The following is a 21,926-nucleotide window of genomic DNA, read 5'->3' on the forward strand; positions in this document are numbered from 1 at the left end:
GCTGAAGCAGGCCTACTGGTACATATACCGGACCACTAGACCTCTTCGGATGTAAGGACGGATGGACTTACGAGCGATTCTGACCGACGACGGGAGTGCGCTTGGCGGCGTGCCGAAGCATTCGATGAAGGACTTCGTCGTCCAGAAGATCGCGACATTCATTGCGACCGGCATTCTTGACGTGGGGGACCCGTTGCCAAGCGAGCGTGAACTTGCGGGCGCTTTGTCGGTAAGCCGCGAGACGGTGCGCGGCGCGATCCTGATCCTTTCCACAAAGGGCATCCTTTCCGTCGCCCAGGGCACGCGGACAGTGGTGGCCTCGACGGAAGTCGGGGAACTCGCGGTTCAATCGGCCCGCTATCGCGACATTTCCAGATACAGTCTTGACGACGTGCATGAGGCGCGGTTGCTGATCGAAGATCAGGTGGCGCGGGCCGCGGCCGTCCGGGTTGAAGCCGCGACGCTCGAGACCCTGCAAAAGTCGATCGAGGCGCAGGAAGCGGCGATCGACGATCCCGTTCGCTTCCTCATTTGCGATCGCGAATTTCACACGGCCATCTATCGGGCGGGCGGCAATGCCGCGCTGGCGGATATCGCCGCCGATCTCTATTCCTACCTTCTCGACCATCGGCGGCGAGCAGTCGCCCAGCCTTCAAGCATCGCAACGAGCATCGCCGATCACCGTGCCATTCTTGCGGGACTTGAGGCGCGCGATTCCGAGGCGGCCGCAAGGGCCTTCGCGATCCACGAAACACGCATCTACACCACGACCAAGCAGCTTTTAACGCAATCCGCTCGAAAGGGATAAGAATAGGGGCGGATTGCCGGGCAACCATGCAGCACAACAGGAGGAGTTCCCATGCTGACAAGACGCCTTTTTGCCACCGCAGCCCTCGCGGGCGTTGTCGCGCTGACCGGCATTGCCGGGACGGCGACCGCCGCTCTCGCCGAATCCAAGGAGTTGGTCTATCTGACTCCAGGCCTTGATCTTGCCTTCTGGCGATACCTCTCCAAGGGCATCGAGAATGTCGCAACCAAGGGAGGCTACACCTATCAGGCGCTGGATTCGGGCAACAATGCCCAGACCCAGCTTAAAAATGCCAAGGACGCGATCGCCCGCGGCGTCGCCGGGATTATCATCTCTCCGACAGACAGTTCAACCGCGCCGGCCGTGCTCGATCTCGCCAAGCAGGCGAACATTCCCGTGGTCATCGCCGACATCGGCACGGACAGCGGCGACTATGTGTCCTTCATCATCTCTGACAATTATCAGGGCGCGAACGGCGTCGGCAAAGCGCTGGCCGAGGCAATGAAGGCCGCCGGCAAGCAGGACGGCAGCGTGGGCATTGTCGGCATCAGCCAGGCCCGCCTCAACGGCCAGGCCCGCACCAAGGGCTTCAAGGACGCGATGACAGAGGCTGGCATCACCAAGGAAGCCGGGCTGCAGCAGATGCAGACCTACACCGCGGACGAAACCTTCAAGTTCACGCAGGATATGACGACCGCGAATCCGGACATGAAGGGCCTCTTCGTCCAGACCGACGGCCCGACGCTGGGCGCCTTGCAGGCAATCAAGGCGGCCCGCCTCACCGGCGACGTGCTGGTTGCCGGTTTCGACGGCGTGCCGGAATTCGTGCCGTTGCTGCAGTCGGGCGAACTGGTCGTTTCGGGCATGCAGCAGCCGTATCTGATGGGCCAGGAATCGGGACGCGCGATGGTCGACCATCTCGGCGGCAAGACTCCCGAAAAGAAAATCCTCGTGCCGATCAAGATCGTGACCAGCAAGAACATCGAGCAGGAGCTTCCAACCATCAAGGAAACGGTCTTCGCCAACGAGATGTAATCGGGGCCTGGCCGACATAGGCCGTCCGGGGGCACCCTCCCCCGGACGCTTTATTCGTACCACTTGGAGTGTGTCCTCGGATGGTAGACAGCAGCAAGATTCCCGAGCCGCTTCTCGTGGCTCGTGGCGTCACCCGCCTGTTTGGGAACGCCTACGCGCTCAGCAACGCGTCGATAGCGCTCTGCCGGTACGAGATCTGCGGATTGCTGGGCGCGAACGGCGCGGGAAAATCGACGCTGTCACGGATCGTTTGCGGACACCTGCCGCCTTCATCGGGCGAGATACTCTTCAAGGGTGCTCCCTTGACCGTCGGATCCGCGCGCGACGCGCTGCGTTCCGGCATTGCCCTCGTGGCACAGGAAACCAGTCTGGCGCCCGACATGAGCGTGCTGGAGAATATCTTCCTACCCAGCTACGCGATGCCGGGCCGTCTGTCTTTCAGCCAGTTGCGACACAGGGCGCAGACCATCCTGTCGGAACTTGGCCACGACCACGTACTGCCACTCGACATCGAGGTGCGCCGGCTCTCGGCAGCGCAACGCCAACTCGTCGAAATAGCCAAGGCGTTGGCCCTCAACGCCGATCTTGTCATCTTCGACGAGCCGACGGCCTCCCTCTCGCCGATCGAGGTTGACCGGCTGTTCGAGATCATGGGACGGCTGAAAAACAGCGGGAAGGCACTCGCCTTCGTGTCGCATCGGCTCGAGGAGGTCTTCGCAGTCACCGATCGCGTCACAATCCTGCGCGAGGGCAAGACCGTGGCCGAAAGCGTGCCTACGGCGGGGCTCACGCAGGCCGACGTCATCCGCCACATGGTGGGACGCGACATCGGAAATGTGTATCGAAAGGCCGTCTCGCGAGTGACCACTAACGAGCAGCCGGTGGCTCTGGAGGTAATTGGGCTCAAAGCCCCGCCTTTCGTGCGTGACGTCTCGTTCACGGTGCGCAGGGGTGAAATTCTCGGCCTCGGCGGGCTTGTCGGAGCTGGACGCTCGGAGAGCGCCGAAGCGATATTCGGACTGCGCCACCGCAGCCGCGGGCGCGTCCTTGTCGGCGGCAAGGAGATTGCCCCCAACAGCCCTATCGCGGCAATCCGCGCCGGTCTCGGAATGGTCGCCGAGGACCGGCGGGCCCAGAACATCGTGCCCGACATGACGGTCGGCGAAAATCTCTTCCTCGCCCAGATGGGCAAGCACAGGGGTTTCGGGCGAGGCCATTCGGCGCGCCGCAAGCAGGCCAGCGAGCTGATTTCGCGTCTCGACCTTCCGACCGACCGCATGGATGCAAACCTTCTGCACTTCTCCGGCGGCATGCAGCAGAAGATCATTATCGCGCGCTGGCTGCTGATCGAGCCCGAAGTGCTCATCCTCGACGAGCCTACGAAAGGCGTCGACATAGGGACACGCCAGGCAATCTACGAGCTGCTGCGCGAGGTGGCCGAAAGGGGGATAGCCGTAGTCGTGATCTCCTCGGATTTCCAGGAATTACTGGGGATCTGCGAGCGGGTCGTCGTGGTGAGTGACGGCTATACCATCGCCGACCTGCCCGCCTCGCGACTGAGCGAAGAGAGCCTGACGCTGCTCGCCGCGCCCCGAAGCTCAGCCGAGCGCAACACGGCATTCCTGCGCGATCTTGTCGCCAGCCATGGCGGCACGGCATTTTGGGGATTGATCGACGACGACCGGTTCGTCTGCCTCGCCCTCGCCGAGGGTACGCCGGGTGCAACGATGGGACTCGCGGCCGGGCATGTCTATCTTGCGCAGGAGACGGCAATCCCCCTCGCGCTTGGAAGGCGTCAACCCGGCATCGTGACCGAGAATGACGGCCGCTCTACCTTGCTTGCACCACTGTCCAATCGCCGAGGGCACGATCTGGGATGGATCGGGCTCAGCCTGCCGGCCGGCTCCAGGCTGCCGGACGCCGGGGCCCTGTCGGCCCGGATCGCCGGCCTGTTCGATACACCTCAAGACGAAAAGATCGACGCATGAACGCGCCCACACGATCCTTTGCGATGCCCAGATTCGCCAGCACGCTTGAGTTCCGGATGCTCTGCCTCGCCATGGTGCTTGCGGTGATCCTGTCGTTCATCTCGCCGCACTTCTTCACCGAGCGGAACATGTTCAACATACTCGACCAATCGGTGGTGCTTGGCATAGTTGCCGTCGGCATGACCCTGGTGATCCTGACTGGCGGCATCGACCTTTCCGTCGGGTCGGTCGCGGGCGTGACCGGCATCATCCTCGCCCTACTCCTGAAGGAATTCCCCATTCCGGTGGCGATCGCGCTCGCCATAGGTTGCGGCGCCCTGATCGGGCTTTTCTCCGGCGTTCTCATCGCAGTGTTCGGCCTGGCGCCCTTCGTGGTGACGCTCGGGGTCATGGCGATGGGGCGCAGTCTCGCCTACATCGTGTCGGGACAGCGCTCGATTTCGGGACTGCCCATGGGGCTGCAGAATATCGTCTACACGAACCTGCTGGGCATCCCCGCCAACGTCATCTTCCTCATCGCGCTCTACCTCGCCACCTGGGCGTGGCTGACATATTCCAAGGGCGGGCGAACCATCTACGCGGTCGGCTCGAACATCGAAGCCGCCCGGGCGGCCGGCCTCAACACCCTCTTCTACTCGATCTTTCCCTACGTGGCGTCCGGTGCCCTTTCGGCGACGGCGATGACCTTTTCGCTGGCGCAGATCATGTCGGCTGACCCGATCGGGGGGAACCAGCTTGAACTCGACGCCATCGCGGCCGTGGTCATCGGTGGCGCGAGCCTCTACGGCGGACGAGGCACGATATTCGGCACGCTGATGGGGGTTCTGATCATGGTGATGATCCGCAATGGCCTCAACCTGCTCGGCGTCTCGCCGTTCTGGCAGGGGACCGCCATCGGCGCCATCATCATCCTCGCCTTGCTGGCCGAGCGCCTCATCACCTGGAAATCGCGCCGCGTTTGAGACCGGGAGAATCCTATGACACAGTCCGATCCTTCCCGCGCCGTCCGCCTCTACGGCACCGAAGAACTACCGGCAGAGGAGCGGCTACTGAGCGCCGGGCCCCTCAGCGTGCTTTTCGACGGCGCGAACCTGCGCGACTGCCGCATGCATGGCGAAGAGGTGATCCGCGCAATCTCGTTCGTGGTCCGCGACAAGGACTGGGCGACGCTCATTCCGAAGATCACCGACCTGGTCGTCGAAAAGGACGACGATCGCTTTCGTGTGGCCTATCGCGCAAGCGTTGCCAGCAAAGGCGAGACCTTCGGCTATGACGTGGGCATCGCTGGTACCGCGGCAGGCGTTCTGACCTATTCGGCTCGCGGAACCACGCCGACCGGGCTTCTCACGAACCGGACCGGCTTTGTCGTCCTGCATCCCATAGAGGGCATAAGCGGCGCGGCCGCCACGATCACGCACACAAGCGGCGAGAGGGTCGAGACACGGTTTCCTGTGGAGATCGATCCGGTGCAGCCGATGATGGATCTGCGTGAAATCTCGCACCGTACTCCCGGCGGGCTGGAGGTCAGCTGCCTTATGGAGGGCGACGCGTTCGAGATGGAGGACCAGCGGAACTGGACCGACGCCTCCTACAAGACCTATGTTCGTCCCCTCGCTCTGCCCTGGCCATACAGGATCGAGCCCGGCGAGGTCGTCGAACAGAAGATCACCCTGACCGTCAAGGGCTCTCCCAAGGGTCCGTCGCGTCAGGCGGGAGGCATCGCCGCCCTGACGCTCGGCGAGGCGGCGGACGCGATTCCACCTCTCGGCGTCGGATTGCATCCCGATGACGCTTCGGCCGCATTGCGGCATGTCGAGACGCTTGCCCAGCTCGGCGTCGCCCATGTCATCTGCCATTACGATCCGCGGCTCGGCCATGATGCCGAAACGCTGGCGAGGCAGGTCGAGATCGCCATCGCAATGGGCGCCCAACCCTGGCTCGAAGCAGTGGTCGAGCATGCCGACGATGCTGGCGCCGCGGCGGAAATCGACTCCCTGGGCAAGGTGGCCGCGAGGCTCGATCATCGCTTCACGACGGTTCTGGTGTCGCCCGCACCCGATCTTAAATGCACGCTGCCCGGCAGCATCTGGCCGCCAGCGCCGGATGCGGCGAAGCTCTATACGGCCGCGCGCGCGGCCTTCCCCGGATCTCGCATCGGCGGAGGCATGTTCAGCTTCTTCACCGAGCTCAACCGCAAACGTCCCCCGGCCGAGGCGATAGACCTCGTGACATTCACGACGGCGGCGATCTTCCACGCTGGTGACGACCGCTCCTTGATGGAGACGCTCGAATGCCTGCCGCATATTGCCAGGACCGTGCCGGCGATCGCCAAGGGCCGCCCATATTCCGTTGGGCCGTCCGCAATCGGGTTGCGCGACAATCCCTATGGTGAAGCGCCGGTCGCCAATCCCGCCAACATCCGGCAGGCGGTCAATTTCAATGATCCGCGCCAGCGGGGCGTCATGGGAGCGGCCTGGAACCTCGGCTACTTCGCCGCCTTCGCGGAAGGCGGCGCGGCGGCCATCGCGCTCGGCGCCGCGGTCGGCCCGTTCGGCGTCCTCTCCGTGCCGACGTCGTTTCCGCAGCCCTGGTTCGAAGGCAAGGGCGAGCTCTATCCTGTCTGGCACATCGTGCGAGGCCTGGCGAAGCTCAAAGGCTGCCCGCTCCGTCCGCCGCGATCGTCGGTTCCTGGCGCAGTGCGAGGGATCGCGGCGGTTACCGAAAAAGGCACCGAGCTGTGGTTATGCAACCCCTCGCCCAACGCGCTGGAGGTGCGCCTCCCCGAAGGCTTCGCGCGCGCTGCAATTCTTGACGCCTCATCTTTCGTCGCGGCATCGCGCCAACCGGATCTGCTCGATCGGCTGACGCATGACGGAACGCAAACCCTGTCGCTCGAAGCCTACGCAGTCGTGCGCGCGCTCAGGCAGGTCTGAAGCGGCATCACAAACCAGTCCCGGAAGAGAACGGAGCATCCATGCATATACTCATCATTGGCGCTGGTGGAATGATCGGCCGCAAACTCGCGGCCGAGCTTTCGCGGACAGCATCGCTTGGAGATCGAAAGATCGACCGGATGACGCTGGCGGACGTGACGAAGCCGCCGGTGCCAACCGGTGACATAGGTTTTGTCGAAGCCATTGCCGCCGATATTTCCGCTCCCGGCACAGCGCAGGATCTGGCCGCGCGCCGCGCGGATGTGATCTTCCATCTCGCTGCCATCGTGTCCGGCGAAGCGGAACGCGATTTCGAGAAGGGCTATCGCATCAATATGGACGGCACGCGCGCTCTTTTCGAGGCGATCCGGCTGGAAGGAACCCGGCGGAAATATATCCCCAGGCTGGTGTTCACCTCCTCGGTTGCTGTCTATGGCGCGCCTCTGCCCGACCCTATTCCCGACGACTACATCCTTGCCCCGCTGACCAGCTACGGCACCCAGAAGGCGATATCCGAGCTGTTGCTGGCCGACTACTCGCGCCGCGGCTTCCTCGACGGCGTCGGGATACGCCTGCCGACGATCGTCATTCGGCCCGGCATTCCCAACGCGGCAGCCTCGGGCTTCTTCTCCGGCATCCTGCGCGAGCCACTCGCCGGGCAGCGCTCCGTGCTGCCGGTGAAGGAGACCGTCAAGCATTGGCTGGCGAGCCCGCGCTCGGCGGTAGCCTTCCTCATCCATGCCGCGATGCTCGATACATCCGCGCTGGGTGCCCGGCGCACGCTGAACATGCCGGGTGTCGCGGCCACGGTCTCCGACCAGATTGCCGCGCTCCGCCGCGTGGCAGGGGCCGAAGCCGAGGCGTTGATAGACCGCACGCCGGACGAGGCGATCGAGGCAATCATTGCCGGCTGGCCGAAATCCTTCACGCCCAGGCTGGCCACCAGTCTGGGCTTTGTGGCCGAAAGCACGGTCGACGAACTGATCGCGGTTTACCTGGCGGACGACGCCCCTCGAACCACCCCTTGAGGCAGCGCACGATCGCGGGCATTTCGTGAAAGTTGAATGTGGGAAATTCCGATGCTTCTGGGCTGCATAGGCGATGATTTCACCGGGTCTTCCGACCTGGCCAACACGCTTGCCAAGGGGGGCATGCGCACGGTCCAGTACAACGGCGTTCCCAACACCGCCTCCGACCGCTCGGTTGACGCGGGCGTCGTTGCCCTGAAGACCAGAACGATATCCGCCTCGGAGGCGGTGAAGCAGTCGCTCGCGGCGTTGGAGTGGCTTCGACGCCAAGGCTGCCGCCAATATCTGTTCAAGTACTGCTCGACATTCGACTCGACGCCCGAAGGCAATATCGGTCCCGTGCTGGACGCTCTTGGCGACGCGTTGGGAGCGGCACGCGCGATCGTCTGTCCGGCGTTTCCCGCAACCGGCCGGTCGATCTACCAGGGGCATCTTTTCGTCAACGATCGGCTGTTGAGTGAATCCGGCATGGAGAAACATCCGCTTACGCCGATGACGGATCCCGATCTGCGGCGTTGGCTTGCGCGACAGACCGCGCGCGGGATCGGCCATGTCCCCTACGATGTCGTAGCGGGAGGCCCCCTCCCGATCAGGGATGCTCTGGAGGCGGCATCTGCCAGCGGCTCTCGCTACGTCGTGGTCGATGCCATTCTGGACAAGGATCTTGTCGCCATTGGCGAGGCTGCCGAAGCGGATATCCTGCTCAGCGGCGGTTCGGGAATAGCGCTGGGACTTCCGGCCAACTTTCGTCGGGCCGGGTTGATCGGCACGGCGGCCACGCATTGGAAGGGAATACAGGGGCCAGGGGCCGCGCTTTGCGGTTCGTGCTCGACCATGAGCCGGCGCCAGATTGCCGAGCACCGGAAAAACCATCCGACGCGCATTGTGGAGGTGGATGCGGTCGTGGACGGCACGGCCAATCCTGTTGAATATGCCGAGTGGGCGATCGGCCATCAGCACCACGGCTTGCCACTGGTGTTCTCGTCGGCCGATCCCGAAGCCGTCGCCGCCGCACAGAACCGCTACGGGAAGGAGCGCGTCGCGACGGCGGTTGAAGGTTTTTTCGGCGAACTGGCGCGTCAGCTTTCGGCGCGTGGCGTACGCCGGCTGGTTACGGCGGGCGGCGAGACATCGGGGGCCGTCGTATCAGCGCTCAACATTTCGTCATTCGAGATCGGACCGGAGATCGACCCCGGTGTTCCGGCGTTGAAGGCCCGTGACCCGGATATGGTGCTCGCCCTTAAATCGGGCAATTTCGGTTCGGCCGGGTTCTTCGAAAAGGCAGCCGACGTCCTTACGGGAGGCGTTCTACGATGAGCGATGAAACAAGACTCAGGGATCAGATCTGCAGCATCGCTGCGTCCATGTTCGCGCGCGGCCTCACTGCGGGAAGCTCGGGGAACATCTCCGCCCGCCTCGGCGATGGTCGGCTGCTCGTCACGCCGACAGGATCGTCCTTTGGCGCGCTCGACCCCGCCCGCCTGTCGCTCTTCGACGCTGAGGGACGGTTCCTGGACGGCGACAAGCCGACGAAGGAGATGCCGCTGCATCAGGCGTTCTACGAGACACGCGGCGCGCGCACCGGAGCGGTCGTCCATCTTCATTCGACCCATTCTGTCGCGGTTTCGCTTCTGCCCGACATCGATCCCGACAGCGTCTTCAAGCCGCTGACGGCCTATTCGATCATGCGGCTGGGAAAGGTGAAACTGCTGCCCTACATCCGGCCCGGCGATCCGGCGATGGGAGACGCCGTGCGCGGACTCGCTGGGAAACGGTCGGCCGTATTGCTGGCCCACCACGGACCCGTCGTCGCCGGCAAGGATCTCGAAGCCGCCGCCTACGCGATGGAGGAACTTGAGGAAACGGCCAAGCTCACGCTTCTCACCCAGGGCTTGCGGCCCAGGATCCTCGCGGCTCCGCAAATTCGCGAGTTGGTGGAACACTTTGACGTGGAGTGGGACGACTGATGCAACTTTCGGCCAATCTGGGATTTCTCTTTCGTGACCTATCGCTTCCGGATGCGATCCGCTCGGTCAAGCGGCGCGGTTTCGCGGCGGTCGAGATGCATTGGCCGTACGATACCGACGCATCGGTGGTCGCGGCGCTGCTCGCCGAAACCGGTCTTCCGCTGCTTGGCATCAACACGGCCCGGGGGGATGTTGGGGCGGGTGATTTCGGTCTCTCCGCGCTGCCGGGCCGTGAAACGGAAGCGCGCGCGGCGATCGACCAGGCGGTTCAATGGGCAGCCGTAACAGGCTGCCGCAACATCCATGTGATGGCAGGAAAGGCAATCGGCGACGAAGCCTTCGCGACGTTCACCGGCAATTTGCGGTACGCTTCGAAGGCGGCGGCACGGCACAACATCGGCATATTGATCGAGCCCCTGAACCCGCGCGATGCGCCGGGCTATTTCCTCTCCGACCTTTCCACCGCATTGCGTGTGATCGATGCGACAGACGGTGCGGTAAAGGTAATGTTCGACTGCTATCACATGCAGATCATTCAAGGCGATTTGCTTAACTCGGTAAGGCAATTTTCCGACAAGATCGGCCATATCCAATTCGCCGCCGTACCGGATCGTAGCGAGCCCGATCACGGCGAGGTGGACTATGGCTGGCTCCTGCGCGCAATCGCGGACGCCGGCTATGATGGCGCATTCGGCGCCGAATATCGCCCCACTACCGATTCCTTTGCTTGGATGAAGCGTTTCGACCACTAGAGGCCTGAGTGCGCGTGCTTGGCGCGGCACGCTTTCGGCCCCGGTGGAGCCGATATCCACGCCAGACAGGAGGCGTGAGAACACCCGGTCGATAGCGGATCTGCCGCGTTCGGGATGGCCTTAGGCTAGAAAGCCGACCTTGCGTTCGAGGGGCCAATGCAACTGCCAGGGTCATATGCTGCTATGCTGCGATCAGGGACAAATGTCCCCTTTCAGAAGTTTGCAGAGCAAGTCTGTTCGACTGATATACGGCGCAAAGACGTCGTTCGCGTCATCAGCCGGGGTTGGCGATCTTCTCCCCGTGGAGAATCTCAAAACCGTAAATCTGCTTCAGGATCTCTCGCACGTGGATAGCGGTCGCCGGAGCACCACATTCGACGATGCTGCCGCAATGGCTCTTAGATTGTCCGAGTGATCTCCCTCAGCAGGCGATTGCGCAGACCGGAAGAAGCTCTCGCTCGAGGATGGAGCGCCGCATGGCGCGCGTACTGTCGGCCATCGGCGCGGCGGAGAGCCAGTTCTTTCCAAACTCGCCAAAACTCTTGGCGTCGTTCAGGCGGCGCCTGTAATCAAGCCGAAATGAGATCGCCCCACCGGGCATGACCGGACATACATGCCATCTCGGTCAGCAATCTTGTAGATATTCTTTTGGTTTCAGGGCCTTAAGGGCGGCATCCGTCAACATCCCTACTGCGTCCTGAAAAGTACCGTCAGTACAATTTGGAGGCTCGTGGCAGGAAATTCCTTTTTCCTCTATGCCTTAGGCAAAAAACACCGTCACGAGCCTCATTGCTCCGACGTACTTAAGTCGCGGATTGGCGTATTTTCGGCGGCGTTTGAGTGGGCCTGAATCACTCCCACTCAATTGTTCCCGGCGGCTTCGACGTCACATCATAGACCACGCGGTTGATGCCGCGGACCTCGTTGATGATGCGGGTGGCGGCGGCGCCCAGGAAGGCCATGTCGTAGTGATAGAAATCTGCCGTCATGCCGTCGACCGAGGTGACGGCGCGCAGCGCGCAGACGAATTCGTAGGTGCGGCCGTCGCCCATGACGCCGACCGTCTGCACCGGCAAGAGCACGGCGAAGGCCTGCCAGATGGCGTCGTACAGCCCCGCCTTGCGGATCTCGTCGAGATAGATGGCGTCGGCCTCGCGCAGGATCTCCAGCTTCTCGCGCGTGATGCCGCCGGGGCAGCGTATGGCAAGGCCCGGGCCCGGGAACGGGTGGCGGCCGATGAAACTCTCGGGCAGGCCGAGTTCCTTGCCGAGTGCGCGGACCTCGTCCTTGAACAGTTCGCGCAGCGGCTCGACCAGCTTCATGTTCATGCGCTCGGGCAGGCCGCCGACATTGTGGTGCGACTTGATCGTCACCGACGGGCCACCGGTGAAGGAGACGCTTTCGATGACGTCGGGATAGAGCGTGCCTTGCGCCAGGAAATCGGCGCCACCGAGTTTCTTGGCCTCTTCCTCGAACACCTCGATGAAGAGCCGGCCAATGGTCTTGCGTTTCTTCTCGGGATCCGCCTCGCCTTCGAGCGCACCGATGAAGCGATCCGACGCGTTCACCAGAATGAGCGGCAAATTGTAATGTTCACGGAACATCGAAACGACGCCGGCGGCCTCGTCTTTACGCATCAGGCCATGGTCGACGAGGATGCAAGTGAGTTGGTCACCGACGGCCTCGTGGATGAGCAGCGCGGCGACCGAGGAGTCGACCCCGCCCGAGAGCGCGCAGATGACCTTGCCCTTGCCGACCTGCTTGCGGATCGCCTCGACCGCGTGCTCGCGGTAGGCGCGCATCGTCCAGTCGCCCTCGATGCCGGCGATGTTGTGGACGAAATTCCTGAGCAGCCGGGCGCCGTCGGGCGTATGCACCACTTCCGGATGGAACATGATGCCATACATCTTGCGCTCGACATTGCCGAAGATGGCGAAGGGCGAGCCTTCCGACTTGCCGAACACCTCGAACCCCTTGGGCAAGGAGATGACGCGGTCGCCATGGCTCATCCACACCTGGTGACGCTGGCCGATTGCCCAGAGGCCCTCGAACAGCGGACTTTCCTTCTCGATCTCGACGAAGGCGCGGCCGAATTCGCGATGATTGGAGCTTTCGGCAACGCCGCCCATCTGCACGCACATGGCCATCTGGCCATAGCAGATGCCGAGCACCGGCACGCCGGCCTCGAAGACGATCTGCGGCGCCCGCGGACTGCCGATATCCGTGGTCGAGGCCGGACCGCCGGATAGGATCACGGCTTTTGGATTGATGCGCTTGAATGCCGCCTCGGCCGACTGGAACGGCACGATCTCGGAAAACACGCCGGCCTCGCGGATGCGGCGGGCAATGAGCTGGGTGAACTGGCTGCCGAAATCGACAATCAGGACGGTGTCGGGTTGATTGGCTGTTTTCATGGCGAGCGTTTAGAGAAAGAAACGAGTCGACGCAATGGGTTGCGAACCTGACTTTTAGACCGGTCCCGTCACGTCACCGGGAGATGCCGTCCGAAGCAAGCCCGAGCCGATCGCCTGTTCGAGGCGCATGACGGCATCCGCCAGCTTTTCGTCAATGACGTGCAGATATTCGGTCCAGTCGCCGACATGCCTGAGATCAGCCGCACCGTCGGAAATGCCGCGCAGCCCAATCAGGGGCACGTCGAACAACTGGCAGGCGCGCAGGCAGGCGAAGGTCTCCATGTCGACCATGTCTGCCGCGATGGCGTCAAAGGCCGCGCCGGTGATGATCGCGCCGCCGGTCGACAGCGTGGCTTGCTTTATGCCCGGAATCCGCAACGGCAGCGACACCGTCACCGGCAGGTCGAGGAACGGCGTCGCGCCCTTCTCGAAGCCGAGCGGCGAGGCGTCGATGTCGCGATAGCTGACCGAGACCGCCTGATAGATTTCCGTCTGCTCCAAGGTCCGGCTGCCGGCCGAGCCGAGCGACACGACGAGGTCCGGCAGCGCCTTTTGCAACTTCAGCCAGGACAATTCGGCGCCAAGCCGGACGGCTGCCTCGACCGGGCCGACACCGGTCATCAGCGGGGTGAACAGCCGCTGTAGATGCGGCCCGTATTCGGCCTGTGCAGCCATGACGAAAAGGACATCCTTGCCGGACAGGCGCGACACTTTGTCGGTCATGATGATTTACTCCTCCCTGTCCTGCAGTCTTCACCGCCTGCTCGCCGGGACCCGCTGCCTGCGGCAGCTCCCGGCGTTCGTGGCCTTTCATCGTGCCACTGGCACGATGAATTCGCCTGCGGCGAACCTGCGACTCACCCAGCAATCCCGTCGCGGCCCACCATCGTCATCATGGTGCCGGTCATGGTGGCGATCAACTTGGCTTCGCCGTCGGCGGCGAAGGCATAGGCCTGGCCGTCGGCGACGATGATGGTGCGGCCGGGCTTGGTGACCGAGCCGCGGAACAGGAAGCGCTCACCCCTGCCCGGCGCCAGCAGATTGACCTTGAATTCGATGGTCAGCACCCCGGAATTCTCCGGCATCAGCGAGAAGGCCGCATAGCCGCAGGCCGAGTCCAGCGCGGTCGAGATGACGCCGGCATGCAGGAAACCGTGCTGCTGGGTGAGTGCGGCCGAATAGGGCATCTCGATTTCGATGATGCCGGGCGTCACCAGCGTCAATTCGGCGCCGATGGTCGCCATCGCCTGCTGGCGCGCGAAGGACGCCCTGACGCGGTCCTCATAGTCCGGAGCGGGTACGATCTTTGCTGCCATGGCCGTCGCTGCTTTCACTTTTGCCGGAAAAGCTTATTGCAGAGGCGTGAGCGGCAAGCAATCATCCAATGCTGCACTGCAGCAATTTGGTCTCGAGGGCGCGCAGGACGGCTTCGCTTTCCGCTCCATTCAGGAAGCCCTACGCAGCGCGCAGATGTAGAAACCGTCGGTGCCGCTCAGCGCCGGCGACAGGCAGATACCGCCCAGCGCGCCGAGCCGCATCGCCGTTTCATGGCCGGGAAAACGGCTGTCCCAGAGCCGGCGATGGTCGACCGGGGCAAAACCGCCATTGCGCTGGCAAAACGCTGCGACCTGGTCGCCATTCTCCTCGTCGAACACCGAACAGGTGACGTAGACTAGCAGGCCACCCGGCTTGACGAAGCTGCTTGCGGCATCGAGGATCGCCATCTGCTCGCCCTTGCGGGCGTCGAGCTGCCTTTGCGTCAGCCGCCATTTGGCATCCGGGCGCCGCCGCCAGGTGCCGCTGCCGGTGCAAGGCGCGTCGACCAGGACGAGGTCCATATGGCCAGTGAGCGGCGACAATTCCGCCGGCTTGGTGACGATCTGCACGTTGCGGTTTTCCGAGCGGCGGATGCGGTCGAAGATCGGCGCCAGCCGCGCCTTCTCGGCATCATGGGCGAAGACCTGACCCGTATTGCCCATCGCCGCCGATAGCGCCAGCGTCTTGCCGCCGGCGCCGGCGCAGAAATCGAGCACCTGCATTCCAGGCTCGGCACCGGCAAGAGCGGCGGCGATTTGCGATCCCTCGTCCTGGACTTCGAACCAGCCCTTCTGGAAAGCCGGCTCGGCCTGCACGTTGGGATGCCGGCCGTCGCCGTCGATCGGCGGTATGCGAATGCCTTGGGGCGCGATTTGGGCTGGCTTGGCGCCGGTTTCGGCAAGTTCCGCCAGCACTTTGGCCCGATCGGCCTGCAAAGTGTTGACGCGGATGTCGAGCGGCGGGCGGGTGGCGAGCGCCGCGCCCTCCTCGACCCAGGCCTCACCGAACGCGCGTTGCAAAAGCGGCTCGCACCAATCCGGTATGTCGGCGCGCACCGCGGGCGAGGCGTCGGCAAGCCGCCGCTCGTCGGTTGCCTGGAGTTCGGTAGCCGTCAGCAGCGGCGGCGCGAATTTGTCGCCGTCGAGCGCTTCGTTGAGCGAGCGCGCAGTCTGGCCCCATTCGAGCAGCAGGGCGCCGAAGCCGATGGCGCGCGGCGTGTCCTCGCCCAGCAGCCAGCCTGCCGAGCGCTTGCGGCGCAGCGCATCGTAGACGATGTTGCCGATCGCCGCGCGATCGCCGCCGCCGGCGAAGCGGTGCGACAGGCCCCAGTCCTTCAGCGCATCGGCCACCGGCCGGTGACGCCGGCCAATGTCTTCCAGCACTTCGATGGCCGCAGCCAGCCGTCCGCCTAGTCGCATTCTTCAGTCCACCAAATCGAGCGCATCATCTCGGTCTGCTCTTAGAGCCTTTCACGGTGAGATTGAACCCCGCCCCCTCTCGCGACGGCAGGCCGCCTGTTGAGATCGGCGAAAACCGCTCGATCAATAAATCTTCCGGTGCGGTCAACAGCAGATCGTCAATAAATGCAAGCTCTCTAATGTTATTAACTGGCGGCTGCAAGCACGGTAGGGATGCGACAACTCAGCTTTCCAAGTTTTTCGGTTGGGAATACTCTTGCCGCCATGATTCGCGGCGCGGAAAGCGTGGACCGGCGGATCGTCACGAGGAGAGGGCAATGAAGACTTATCTGGCGGAAGTTCTAGGCACATTCCTGTTGGTGTTCATCGGCACCGGGTCGGTGGTGACGGGCGGCTTCGGCGGCGCGCTGCCGCTGGGACAAGAAGGCATCGGGCTGGCCTTCGGCATCGGCCTTATCGCGGCCGCTTACGCGATCGGCCCCATTTCGGGCGCGCATCTCAACCCGGCTGTAACACTCGGCGTGTTCCTTGCCGGCCGGTTGCCGGCCAAGGACGTCATCCCCTACTGGATCGCACAGATCATTGGCGCCATCCTGGCATCGCTGGCGCTGTGGATCATCGTCTCCGGCCAGGCCGGGGGACACACTGGCGGCTTCGGCGCCAATGGCTGGGACGAGACGAAATGGGGCGTCTCTTCCGCGTTCCTGTGGGAGTTGATCGGCACCTTCACCTTCGTCACCGTGATCCTCGGCGTTACCGCGGAAAGGCATGCGACGGCCTTCGCTGGACTGGTCATCGGCCTGACGCTGGCGGGTATCCACTTCGCCATGATCCCGGTGACCGGCACATCGGTCAATCCGGCCCGTTCCATTGGCCCGGCGCTGTTCTCGGGCGGCGCCGCGATCAGCCAGCTCTGGCTGTTCATCGTCGCGCCGCTGATCGGCGGCGCCATTGCCGGCGTCGTCGCCAAGGCGCGCGTCTTCGAAAAGGACTGACTTCGGAAGCCTGGACAAGAAAAAGGCGCGGGGCCAAGCCCCGCGCCTTTTTCTTGGGTCGAGAAGTCCTTGCTCGGATCAGGCAGCGATGTCGAACCGGTCGGCGTTCATCACCTTGGTCCACGCCGCGACGAAATCCCTGGCGAATTTCTGCCCGGCATCCGCGGACCCGTACACCTCAGACAGCGCACGCAGCTGCGCATGCGAGCCGAAGATAAGGTCGGCGCGGGTGCCGGTCCACCTGACCGCCTTGGTCTTGCGGTCGTGCGCTTCGTAGATCTCATCCGAACCGGCGGCCGGATCCCAGACCGTGTTCATGCTGAGCAGGTTGACGAAGAAGTCGTTCGTCAGCGTGCCCGGCCTGTCGGTGAACACGCCGTGCCTGGACTTGCCGGTATTGGCGCCGAGCACCCGCAGGCCGCCGACCAGCACCGTCATCTCCGGCGCGGTCAGCGTCAGCAACTGTGCCCGGTCGACCAGCATCGCCTCGATCGACATCGGCTGCGGCCCCCGGACATAGTTGCGGAAGCCGTCGACTTTCGGCTCAAGCGCGGCAAAGGAGGCGACGTCGGTCTGTTCCTGCGAGGCATCCATGCGGCCCGGCGTGAACGGCACCTTCACCTCGTTGCCGCCATCCTTTGCCGCCTTCTCGACCGCGGCGACGCCGCCGAGCACGATCAGATCGGCCAGCGAGATCTTTTTCCCGCCGGTCTGTGCCGCGTTGAACGCCTTCTGGATGGATTCGAGCGTGGCAAGCACCTTGGCCAATTCAGCAGGCTGGTTGACGTCCCAGTCCTTCTGCGGCGCCAGCCGGATACGGGCGCCATTGGCGCCGCCGCGCTTGTCGGAACCCCTGAACGTCGAGGCCGAAGCCCAGGCGGTCGAGACCAGTTCGGAAACCGACAGGCCCGAGGCCAGGATCTTGGCCTTCAGCGATGCGATATCCTGTTCGCTGACCAGTTCATGGTCGACGGCCGGGATCGGATCCTGCCAGATCAGCTCTTCCTTCGGCACGAGCGGGCCAAGGTAGCGAACGACCGGGCCCATATCGCGATGGGTGAGCTTGAACCAGGCGCGGGCGAAGGCATCGGCGAACTGATCCGGATTCTGGTGGAACCGCCGCGAGATCTTCTCGTAAGCCGGGTCGACCCGCAGCGCGAGATCGGTGGTCAGCATGGCCGGCGCGCGGCGCTTGGAGGGATCATGCGCGTCCGGCACCGTGCCGGCACCTGCGCCGCCCTTCGGCGTCCACTGATGGGCGCCGGCCGGGCTTTTCGTCAATTCCCATTCGTAATTGAACAGGTTGTCGAAGAAGTTGTTGCTCCATTTGGTCGGCGTCGTGGTCCAGGTGACCTCGAGCCCCGAAGTGATGGCATCGCCGGCAATGCCCGACGCGTGCTTGCTCGACCAGCCGAGGCCCTGCGCCTCGATGCCGGCGCCTTCCGGCTCGGCGCCAACCAGCGAGGCATCGCCGGCGCCGTGGGTCTTGCCGAAGGTGTGGCCGCCGGCGATCAGCGCCACCGTCTCCTCGTCATTCATCGCCATGCGGCCGAAGGTTTCCCTGATGTCGCGTGCCGAGGCAAGCGGATCAGGCTTGCCGTTCGGGCCTTCCGGATTGACGTAGATCAGGCCCATCTGCACGGCCCCGAGATGGCCGCGAAGCTCGCGGTCGCCGGAGTAGCGCTCGTCGTCGAGCCATTTGGTTTCCGATCCCCAATCGACGTCCTGCTCGGGTTCCCAAACGTCGGCGCGGCCGCCGGCGAAGCCGAAGGTCTTGAAGCCCATCGATTCCAGGGCGACATTGCCGGTGAGGATCAGCAGGTCGGCCCAGGAGATCTTGCGGCCATATTTCTGCTTGACCGGCCACAGCAGGCGGCGCGCCTTGTCGAGGTTGGCGTTGTCAGGCCAGCTGTTGAGCGGTGCGAAACGCTGCTGGCCGGCGCCGGCACCGCCGCGGCCGTCACCGATGCGGTAGGTGCCGGCGCTGTGCCAGGCCATGCGGATGAACAGCGGCCCGTAATGGCCGAAGTCGGCCGGCCACCAATCCTGCGAATCCGTCATGACATGGTGCAGGTCCTTGATCACCGCGTCGAGATCGAGGCTCGCGAACTCCTTGGCATAGTCGAAGTCCTCGCCCATCGGGTCGGAGAGGTTCGACTGCTGGTGGAGAACGCCGAGGTCCAGCTGGTTGGGCCACCAGTCACGGTTGGTCCTGGCACCGGGTCCATGCGCGACAGGGCAGTTGCCCGCGCTGTTGTCGTCGGTTTTCGCGTCCATCTTGCACTCCAATTTTGCCGAGGGTTCCGGGCAGCCAGCGCCGCCATCCTGGAATGATTCCAGACTAGGCCAGCCTGCCGATAAAAACAAATTGCCTTTCCTGTTCCTTTCAATAGGATTTTCTTATGATAGGCCTAACCGTCCGCCAGATGCATTATTTCGACGCACTTGCGCAGACGCTGCATTTCGGGCGTGCGGCGAAACTTGCAGGCGTGAGCCAGCCGGCGCTGTCCTCGCAGATCGCGGAAATGGAGCAGCGGCTGAACTGCCGGCTGTTCGAACGCGGCGGCAAATCGGTGCGCATGACCGACGAGGCGGCAGCCCTTTTGCCGCGCATCGAACGCATCCTTTCCGACATACGCGAGGTCGAGACCATCGCCCGGCGTGGCCGCCCTGCCATGGGAGGGCGCTTCCGGCTGGGCATCATTCCGACCGTCGCGCCCTATCTTTTGCCGCGTGCGCTGCCCGAGCTGAAAATGCATTTCCCGGACTTGCTGCTCGAACTGCGCGAGGCGGTGACCGCCTCGCTCGTCGAGGACATCGCGTCGCAAAAGCTCGATGCCTTCATCGCCGCGCTTCCGCTCGACCATCCCGGCCTGGTGACCGAGGCTTTGTTCCCCGACCGGTTTTTCCTGGCCGTGCCGTCAGGCGATCCGGCTTTCGCCTCGCCGCCGGTGCCGCCTGAAAGCCCGGCGCTGGAAAGGCTGATGCTGCTGGAGGAGGGCCATTGCCTGCGCGAACAGGCACTGGCTGTCTGCGGCAATGTGCGGCCGGTGGCGATGGCAAGCTACGGCGCCACCAGCCTGACCACGCTCTTGCAGATGGTGGCGCACGGGCTCGGCGTGACGCTGATCCCGGAAATGGCCACGGGACCTGCCGGCACTATCCCCGATCTCAAGATCGTGCCGTTCCAGGAACCCATGCCGCAGCGCACGATCTGCTTTGCCTGGCGGCGCAACAGCACCTTGCACAATGAGTGCAGGGAGCTGGCGAAGATCATACGAGGATTGGCGGCGGCGGTGCAGGCGGTGTGAAGGACGAGGAGCCCAAGCTTACTATCGGCCCAGGCAAACCTCGAATGTGCGCTTGTTGAACGGCTTGAGTGGATAGCTCGTCTTCATAAAAGCAAGTGGGTCAAGTGCCACGGAACGTGTTGGGCAGAATTACGGACCGGGCTCATCGTTGGGTCCATAATGGCATACAGGAAGAATGCGACACGCCTGCGAACCGGCCTGTTGCGCAAGCCGGCGGGCGTCGCGACTTCAGGCGGCGGTGCTGGCGCGGCTTGGCTCAAGAATAGACTTGACCTTGTCGGCGACCGCGCGGCCGAGATCGGCGTTGTTGCCAGCGGTGAAATGGATGCCGTCGATACCGTCCGTGGTGACGAAATCGCCGGCATTCAGAAAGTCGATCTTCATGAAATCCGCCATCGCCTTGTACTGCCTGGCCAGCTCCCTGGACTTTTCGTGGCCGCCGCCGAACATACCCTCGAACCAGGGATCGGGCATCGGGGTCAGCGGCGGCGGCGCGATGACCAGCGCCTTCGGAGCCGGATAAGGCGTGCCGATACCGCCGGCGCTCGTCAGGATCTGCCCGACCAGTTTCGCCATTCCGTTGGCGATCTCGTAGGGTGTCCGGCGAAAATAGGACTTCGTGTCATTGGTGCCCAGCATGACGATGACCAGATCCAGCGGCAGATGGCTGGCGATGGCCGAGGGCAGATAATTGGCGCCATTGAGGCGCGGATCGTTGGGATCGTCGAGACAGGTCGTGCGCGCGCTCAACCCTTCTTCGATGATGTGGTAGCCCGCTCCCAGCGCCGCCGCCATCACGCCCGTCCAGCGCTGGTCATAGGGGTAGCGGTAGGTCGGCGAACCTTCCTTGACCGGAACCCAGCCCCAGGTCAGCGAGTCGCCGTAGCACATGATGTTTTTTGGCGGTGACATCCATGTTTCTCCATCTGTTTGCAGTTGTCTGAACGTGCAGATTTATCGATCCAGGCGAACGCCGGTGCCGGCTTGCCTTTGGCTGTTTCGATTTATGGCGTTCGCACGCGCACTCCATAGAAGATCGCCGCGCCGAGGATGATGACGCCCTGGGCGATGAGCTTGCCGGGTTCGTCGATGCCGAGCACCGTCATCACGACGAACAAAAGCGCGAAGCACAGCGAGCCGAAGAAAGGTCCCCAGACGCCGCCGTCGCCGCGACCGAAGGCGACGCCGCCAAGGATCGTCGCCGCGACTGCCAGGATCGGCAGGTCGAGACCGACGCGCACGCTGCCGACGGCGATCGAACCGGTCTGTACCAGGGCCGCGATCGCCGCGATCAGGCCAGCGAGCGTATGCGCCAGGATGACCGTGCGCTGGACGGGCACGCCGGAAAAATGGGCAGCGTCGGCATTCTCGCCAACCGAGGCCACGTAGCGACCAAATACGGTCTGCGACAGAAGCAGCCACACCGCGGCGGTCAGCATGATCCAGAACAGCACCGGCGTCGGAACCGACAGGAACTTCGTGTTGTAGAGGTCGTTGAACAGTTTCGGCACATCGCCGGGTGGATTGCCGCTCGACAGGAACTGCACCAGTCCGACCAGGATGATGCTGACGGCCAGCGTGACTATGACGGCCGACACCCGCCGGATGCCGATCATGAAGCCGTTGAACAGGCCAATGACGAGGCCCGTGGCGAGCGCCAGTACGACGAAGAAGGGCAGCGACGCGCCCGGGAAACTGCCCGACGAGATGAAATAGTTGATCAGCAGGATGATGCCGCCGCCGGAGAGGTCGATCGACTTCACGCGCATGACGACGAGCTGCCCCAGCACGAGAATGCCGAGCGGAACGATCTGCCTGATGAAGATGCCCATGATGTTGAGGTTGAGCATGTTCGGCCGTGCGACCCACAGCGTGGCCAGAAGCACGAGGAAGACAAAGTAGGACGGCGGTATGCGAAGCAGACGCTGGGCGATCGGGTTTGCGAGAACGGCAGTCATCG

Annotated in this window: 18 protein-coding genes and 1 pseudogene; 11 read left to right on the forward strand and 8 right to left on the reverse strand. The window is 63.6% G+C overall.

Translation table 11 applies throughout. The features are described 5' to 3' along the window. Positions 1 to 61 precede the first annotated feature (61 nt). The 9 genes from LB541_RS17380 to LB541_RS17420 all read left to right on the forward strand — a co-directional run bounded on the left by LB541_RS17380 (position 62) and on the right by LB541_RS17420 (position 10,511). Positions 62 to 808 (forward strand): FadR/GntR family transcriptional regulator, encoded by a 747-nt coding sequence (locus LB541_RS17380; RefSeq protein WP_140649849.1) that lies wholly within the window; start codon positions 62 to 64, stop codon positions 806 to 808. 51 nt (positions 809 to 859) lie between these two features. Next, a complete protein-coding gene (locus LB541_RS17385; protein ID WP_140498327.1) occupies positions 860 to 1,843 on the forward strand; it encodes a substrate-binding domain-containing protein in 984 nt (327 codons plus the stop codon). A gap of 80 nt (positions 1,844 to 1,923) precedes the next feature. Beyond that, positions 1,924 to 3,831 carry a sugar ABC transporter ATP-binding protein gene (locus LB541_RS17390; protein WP_140685136.1) on the forward strand — a complete coding sequence of 636 codons (1,908 nt, stop codon included), beginning with the start codon at positions 1,924 to 1,926 and terminating at the stop codon, positions 3,829 to 3,831. A 23-nt stretch (positions 3,832 to 3,854) separates the two neighbouring features. Further along, positions 3,855 to 4,793, forward strand: coding sequence for an ABC transporter permease (locus LB541_RS17395; protein WP_224619126.1), 939 nt, complete (start codon positions 3,855 to 3,857; stop codon positions 4,791 to 4,793). 15 nt (positions 4,794 to 4,808) lie between these two features. Beyond that, positions 4,809 to 6,764, forward strand: a complete 1,956-nt coding sequence (locus LB541_RS17400) for a hypothetical protein (protein WP_224619127.1) — start codon at positions 4,809 to 4,811, stop codon at positions 6,762 to 6,764. Positions 6,765 to 6,805: 41 nt separating this feature from the next. Continuing rightward, positions 6,806 to 7,792 carry a D-erythronate dehydrogenase gene (denD, locus tag LB541_RS17405; RefSeq protein ID WP_140581158.1) on the forward strand — a complete coding sequence of 329 codons (987 nt, stop codon included), beginning with the start codon at positions 6,806 to 6,808 and terminating at the stop codon, positions 7,790 to 7,792. A 51-nt stretch (positions 7,793 to 7,843) separates the two neighbouring features. Next, a complete protein-coding gene (gene otnK, locus LB541_RS17410; RefSeq protein ID WP_224619128.1) occupies positions 7,844 to 9,109 on the forward strand; it encodes a 3-oxo-tetronate kinase in 1,266 nt (421 codons plus the stop codon). Beyond that, positions 9,106 to 9,759, forward strand: a complete 654-nt coding sequence (gene otnC / locus LB541_RS17415; RefSeq protein ID WP_140498333.1) for a 3-oxo-tetronate 4-phosphate decarboxylase — start codon at positions 9,106 to 9,108, stop codon at positions 9,757 to 9,759. The genes otnK and otnC overlap by 4 nt, the downstream gene beginning before the upstream one ends. Further along, on the forward strand, positions 9,759 to 10,511 hold the full coding sequence (locus LB541_RS17420) for a hydroxypyruvate isomerase family protein (RefSeq protein ID WP_318012621.1): 753 nt from the start codon (positions 9,759 to 9,761) through the stop codon (positions 10,509 to 10,511). The genes otnC and LB541_RS17420 overlap by 1 nt, the downstream gene beginning before the upstream one ends. 280 nt (positions 10,512 to 10,791) lie before the next feature. Here the strand turns inward: LB541_RS17420 and LB541_RS28635 are convergent. The 5 genes and pseudogenes from LB541_RS28635 to LB541_RS17440 all read right to left on the reverse strand — a co-directional run. Beyond that, positions 10,792 to 11,196: pseudogene (locus LB541_RS28635) on the reverse strand (integrase arm-type DNA-binding domain-containing protein); the annotation flags it as partial. Positions 11,197 to 11,362: 166 nt separating this feature from the next. Continuing rightward, positions 11,363 to 12,925, reverse strand: coding sequence for a glutamine-hydrolyzing GMP synthase (gene guaA, locus LB541_RS17425; protein ID WP_140498335.1), 1,563 nt, complete (start codon positions 12,923 to 12,925; stop codon positions 11,363 to 11,365). A gap of 54 nt (positions 12,926 to 12,979) precedes the next feature. Further along, positions 12,980 to 13,648, reverse strand: a complete 669-nt coding sequence (locus LB541_RS17430; RefSeq protein ID WP_224619129.1) for a 5'-methylthioadenosine/S-adenosylhomocysteine nucleosidase — start codon at positions 13,646 to 13,648, stop codon at positions 12,980 to 12,982. 134 nt (positions 13,649 to 13,782) lie between these two features. Next, positions 13,783 to 14,241 carry a PaaI family thioesterase gene (locus tag LB541_RS17435; RefSeq protein ID WP_027146613.1) on the reverse strand — a complete coding sequence of 153 codons (459 nt, stop codon included), beginning with the start codon at positions 14,239 to 14,241 and terminating at the stop codon, positions 13,783 to 13,785. Positions 14,242 to 14,370: 129 nt separating this feature from the next. Continuing rightward, entirely contained in the window at positions 14,371 to 15,660 is a 1,290-nt protein-coding gene (locus LB541_RS17440; RefSeq protein WP_224619131.1) for an RsmB/NOP family class I SAM-dependent RNA methyltransferase, read from the reverse strand. Positions 15,661 to 15,977: 317 nt separating this feature from the next. Here LB541_RS17440 and LB541_RS17445 point away from each other — a divergent pair, with 317 nt between their 5' ends. After that, positions 15,978 to 16,655 (forward strand): MIP family channel protein, encoded by a 678-nt coding sequence (locus tag LB541_RS17445; protein ID WP_140685133.1) that lies wholly within the window; start codon positions 15,978 to 15,980, stop codon positions 16,653 to 16,655. A 78-nt stretch (positions 16,656 to 16,733) separates the two neighbouring features. On the opposite strand, the gene katG is transcribed toward LB541_RS17445, so the two are convergent. Further along, the gene (katG, locus tag LB541_RS17450) at positions 16,734 to 18,932 is read right to left on the reverse strand and encodes a catalase/peroxidase HPI (RefSeq protein WP_140685132.1); all 2,199 of its coding nucleotides are present in this window, start codon (positions 18,930 to 18,932) and stop codon (positions 16,734 to 16,736) included. A gap of 125 nt (positions 18,933 to 19,057) precedes the next feature. Between katG and LB541_RS17455 the strand changes: the two genes are divergently transcribed. Beyond that, entirely contained in the window at positions 19,058 to 19,966 is a 909-nt protein-coding gene (locus tag LB541_RS17455; RefSeq protein ID WP_140498340.1) for a hydrogen peroxide-inducible genes activator, read from the forward strand. A 228-nt stretch (positions 19,967 to 20,194) separates the two neighbouring features. Here the strand turns inward: LB541_RS17455 and LB541_RS17460 are convergent, their stop codons facing one another. Beyond that, a complete protein-coding gene (locus tag LB541_RS17460; protein ID WP_140498341.1) occupies positions 20,195 to 20,878 on the reverse strand; it encodes an SGNH/GDSL hydrolase family protein in 684 nt (227 codons plus the stop codon). Positions 20,879 to 20,970: 92 nt separating this feature from the next. After that, positions 20,971 to 21,924: an ABC transporter permease gene (locus tag LB541_RS17465; protein ID WP_224619133.1), complete on the reverse strand. Its 954-nt coding sequence runs from the start codon at positions 21,922 to 21,924 to the stop codon at positions 20,971 to 20,973. Between the last annotated feature and the right edge of the window lie 2 nt (positions 21,925 to 21,926).

Source organism: Mesorhizobium sp. BR1-1-15 (assembly GCF_020165475.1).
In the GTDB taxonomy this organism is placed as follows: domain Bacteria; phylum Pseudomonadota; class Alphaproteobacteria; order Rhizobiales; family Rhizobiaceae; genus Mesorhizobium.